The sequence below is a fragment of the Claveliimonas sp. genome (genome assembly GCF_037273965.1).
In the GTDB taxonomy this organism is placed as follows: domain Bacteria; phylum Bacillota; class Clostridia; order Lachnospirales; family Lachnospiraceae; genus Claveliimonas; species Claveliimonas bilis.
The window spans coordinates 1-4146 of the sequence record NZ_JAYAZJ010000133.1; the positions used below are offsets into that span (position 1 = coordinate 1).

The following is a 4146-nucleotide window of genomic DNA, read 5'->3' on the forward strand; positions in this document are numbered from 1 at the left end:
ACCTCAGCAGGAGCGTAAAACCGGAATTATTGTAGTAACCGGAGATAAAGGAATGGCAGGAGCCTATAACCACAATATCACAAAGCTGACAGATGAGTTTATGGAAAAAACTCCGGGTTATCACAAGCTGTATGTACTTGGAATGGTAGGCCGTCAGTATTATGAAAAGAAAAGTGCAGATGTAGACGGAAGCTTTCGTTATACTGTGCAGAAGCCAACTATGCATCGCGCAAGACTGATCAGTGAGGAAATTGTAAGAGCTTTTCTTGACCGTGAGCTGGATGAGGTACATATTATTTATACTCAGATGCAAAATGCGGCAGTGATGGAACCTGTGGATATGCAGCTTCTTCCGCTGAAAAAAGCAAGTTTTTCACCGGCTCAGATCCCGGTGGAAGCTCCACAGGAGGAGATTGAAATGTTTCCTTCTGCAGATGTGGTTCTGGATACAATGATTCCCAATTATCTGACAGGTGTTATTTACGGATGTCTGGTAGAAGCCTATGCCAGTGAAAATAATGCGCGAATGACTGCAATGCAGTCTTCCACAGACAGCGCAAAAAAGATGCTGCAGGATCTTTCCATTCAGTTTAATCGTGCACGGCAGGCGGCCATCACACAGGAAATCACAGAGGTTATCAGCGGCGCAAAAGCCCAGAGAAGGAAGTGACAAGGATGAATAAAGGTAAAATTGTACAGGTTATGGGACCTGTTGTGGATGTTGTTTTTGAGCAGGGGGAGCTTCCGGATATCCGGGAGGCCCTGGAAGTGGAAAACAACGGAAAAAAATGTATTATGGAAGTCTCACAGCATCTGGGAAACCGCGTAGTGCGCTGCATTATGTTAAGTGCCAGTGAGGGACTTCAGAGAGACAGAGAAGTAATTGCCACAGGAAGCGGAATCAAGGTTCCGGTAGGAGACTGCACTCTGGGAAGACTTTTTAATGTTCTTGGAGAAACTGTGGATGGCGGTGAATCTCTGGAGGATGAGGAACATTGGGTCATCCACAGAGATCCGCCAAGTTTTGAGGATCAGAGCCCGGCAGTTGAGATCCTGGAAACAGGAATTAAGGTAATTGACCTTCTTGCACCTTATGCAAAAGGTGGAAAGATTGGTCTGTTCGGAGGCGCCGGAGTAGGTAAAACCGTGCTGATCCAGGAGCTGATCCAGAATATTGCAACAGAGCATGGCGGTTATTCTATTTTTACCGGTGTAGGCGAGCGTTCCCGTGAAGGAAATGATTTGTGGAGCGAAATGAAAGAATCAGGGGTTCTTGAAAAAACTGCCCTGGTGTTCGGACAGATGAATGAGCCGCCGGGATCCCGTATGCGTGTTGCGGAAACAGGCCTTACTATGGCAGAGTATTTCCGTGATACAGAACACAGAGACGTACTTTTGTTTATTGATAATATTTTCCGTTTTGTACAGGCTGGTTCTGAGGTGTCTGCGCTTCTGGGACGTATGCCGTCCGCAGTTGGATATCAGCCTACACTGTCTACAGAAATGGGAGAGCTTCAGGAGCGCATTGCTTCTACAAAAGCAGGTTCTGTTACATCTGTTCAGGCTGTATATGTCCCGGCGGATGACCTGACAGACCCGGCTCCGGCAACAACCTTTGCCCATCTGGATGCAACAACCGTATTATCCAGAAAAATTGTTGAGCAGGGTATTTATCCGGCAGTGGATCCTCTGGAATCCTCTTCCCGTATTCTGGAAGCAGACGTGGTAGGAGAGGAACATTATGAGGTTGCCCGCCGTGTTCAGGAAATTCTTCAGAAATATAAGGAACTGCAGGATATTATTGCAATTCTTGGTATGGAAGAGCTGTCTGATGAAGACAAAAATACAGTACATCGTGCAAGAAAGATACAGAGATTTTTATCCCAGCCCTTCCATGTAGCGGAAAACTTTACCGGAATCCCCGGAAGATACGTTCCGCTGAAAGAAACCATCCGTGGATTTAAGGCCATTGTAAACGGAGAGATGGATGAATATCCTGAAAATGCATTCTTTAATGTGGGAACTATTGACGAGGTTATTGAAAAAGCAAAAACCCTTGAACAGTAAGGAGTGAAGTTCATGGAAAGTACATTTGGACTGGAAATCTATGCCAGCAATAAGCTGGCTTATGCCGGACGCGCCAGATCTCTGGTTGTTCCTGTAGAGGATGGAGAAAAGTCTTTTCTGGCTCATCATGCAAATGTGATTGTAGCAATTGTTCCCGGTGAGCTTCGGTATGAAGATGCTGACGGAAACAAGGTGGTTGCAGCAGTCAGCAATGGTTTTGTGGAAATGATCAATAACCGTGCAAAGCTGTTTTGCCTTTCTGTGGAAAGACCGGAAGAAATTGATATTCGTAGAGCTCAGGAGGCAAAGGAGCGCGCAGAGGAACAGCTCCGCCAGAAGCAGAGCATTCAGGAATACCACATGAATCAGCTGGCTCTGGCAAGGGCAATGACAAGGCTTCGCGTAACGAAAAATCTGTAATGTATTTATATAGAAGAAATACCTGTAAACAGAAGAAATATTTATAATAAGAACGGAAGCTGTCCTGATGATTTATCAAAGGACGGCTTCCGTTTTTGGCAGGGTAAAATTTACTTTGCTTTTGATATTTTTTGAATTTGTTTTCAGCAGTTATAGCTGATCTGGACTGTGAAGACATTCAGGGGTCAGTTTGTCTTTTCCGTTCCGGCAGAAGCTTCCTCAGAAGCCGGAGCAGACTCTGTGGGCTCAGTAACTGTCTGAGCGCCGGTTTCATCAGTAGAAGATGTCTCAGAAACAACTGTCTGTTCGGAAGCTTCCGGCGTCAGTGCTTCTGCGGTTGGAGCTTCAGATGTTTCCTCCCGGGACTGCTGATAAGGACGATAAGGCTCCCAGTAGTGTTCTTCCTTCCGGGGTTTTTCTGAAGTCTCTGCGCTGTCAAGCTCCTGCTTCTTTGTATTAAGCATGTGGATGCCAACAGCAATAATAGCAATGGCAATGATAATTGACGGAACATTATAAAACAGATTGATCAGGACATTTGCCACAGTATCCGGAAGCAGCCACATGATCAGTCCTCTGAGATTATCCCATAAAATAGAAACACCGAAGATGATCAGGAAAACAGCAATCAGTTTGCGGTATTTTTTTACAAAATGGTCTGCATTTCCAATAAACTGGTCAAGATGGAGAAGATAGCTGTCTTCCACCGCATAAAAATCATCCTCAGACATGGATTTCAGGTTGTGTACATGGAAGAAACTGTAACACCACATAATGGGAAGAAACATGACGATAAAACTAAGTGAAGATAAGGTTGCCAGTCCGAAAGTTCCCCAGAATATAAGCATAATGCTGATCCCCTGTTTAAAAAAGCCCATGTACATTTCTCCGGCTCCCGGAACCAGTGAGCAGAGAAAAAGCAAAAGTCCTTTTTTTTGTTTTGTCATTTTAAATCGCCTCCATTTAAGATTTTATTTGAAAAATTTCGTATATAACCAGTCAGTTTATCAGAGCTGCGTGAAAGCTCTGCAGAAATATTCTGTGACAGCCGTGAAAGTGTTTCCGGGTGAGCGCTGACTTCTGTGCGGATGGCAGATTTGCTGGATTCCGGAATAGAAACTCCGGAAAAAGTGCTGAGATCCGCCTGCTGAATAACAAAAAGAAGAAAAAGAGCAGCGATCATGCCTGTTGCAGTGCGAAGTCCATAATAAAAAAGCTGCATTTTTCTGGATGTTGTGCGTACAGCCTTTGCCGCCTGAACATCCGGCGCGGCTGCACGGTTCAGAATCTGTTCTGCCAGATAGTCCGGAGCCGGCTGATCGGTATTTCGGATTTCTTCTTCAATCATCTGATCCAGACAGAAATCACACTGATCAAGATGCTCCAGAAACGCAATCATTTCTTCCGTGCTTACTGTATCGCTGTCTGTAATCTTATTCAGAGATTTTTCCCTAACATGCATATCAGACTCTCCTTTCGTTGACATTTCCCGGCGGAACCAGGAGCTTTTTCAGCATTGCCCTTGCCCGGTAAAGCTGTGTCTGGATGGTTTTTGGATTTTTCTGAGTCTGCCGGGCGATTTCTGTAACAGTAAGCTGTTTACAGAAATGCGAAACAGCAACTTCTTTATAGGGGCTTTTGAGCTGCTGGCACAGGGTA

The 4146-nt window shown here is 45.0% G+C and carries 6 protein-coding genes; 3 read left to right on the top strand and 3 right to left on the bottom strand.

Going from position 1 to position 4146, the window contains the following annotated elements:
* The 3 genes from atpG to atpC form a co-directional block, all read left to right on the top strand.
* The coding region (atpG, locus tag WJ238_RS11495; protein WP_337606997.1) for an ATP synthase F1 subunit gamma at positions 1 to 670 on the top strand (670 nt) is incomplete at its 5' end.
* 5 nt (positions 671 to 675) lie between these two features.
* Entirely contained in the window at positions 676 to 2067 is a 1392-nt protein-coding gene (gene atpD / locus WJ238_RS11500; RefSeq protein WP_337606998.1) for a F0F1 ATP synthase subunit beta, read from the top strand.
* Between the two features lie 12 nt (positions 2068 to 2079).
* A complete protein-coding gene (gene atpC, locus WJ238_RS11505) occupies positions 2080 to 2487 on the top strand; it encodes an ATP synthase F1 subunit epsilon (protein WP_337606999.1) in 408 nt (135 codons plus the stop codon).
* Between the two features lie 185 nt (positions 2488 to 2672).
* On the opposite strand, the gene WJ238_RS11510 is transcribed toward atpC, so the two are convergent.
* From WJ238_RS11510 to WJ238_RS11520, 3 genes are all read right to left on the bottom strand, one after another.
* On the bottom strand, positions 2673 to 3434 hold the full coding sequence (locus WJ238_RS11510) for a hypothetical protein (RefSeq protein WP_337607000.1): 762 nt from the start codon (positions 3432 to 3434) through the stop codon (positions 2673 to 2675).
* Complete coding sequence (locus tag WJ238_RS11515; protein WP_257464853.1) at positions 3431 to 3949, bottom strand: hypothetical protein; 519 nt, start codon at positions 3947 to 3949, stop codon at positions 3431 to 3433. Before WJ238_RS11515 ends, WJ238_RS11510 begins: the two co-directional genes overlap by 4 nt.
* 1 nt (position 3950) lies before the next feature.
* On the bottom strand, positions 3951 to 4146 hold a 196-nt coding region (locus WJ238_RS11520), incomplete at its 5' end, for a sigma factor-like helix-turn-helix DNA-binding protein (protein WP_337607001.1).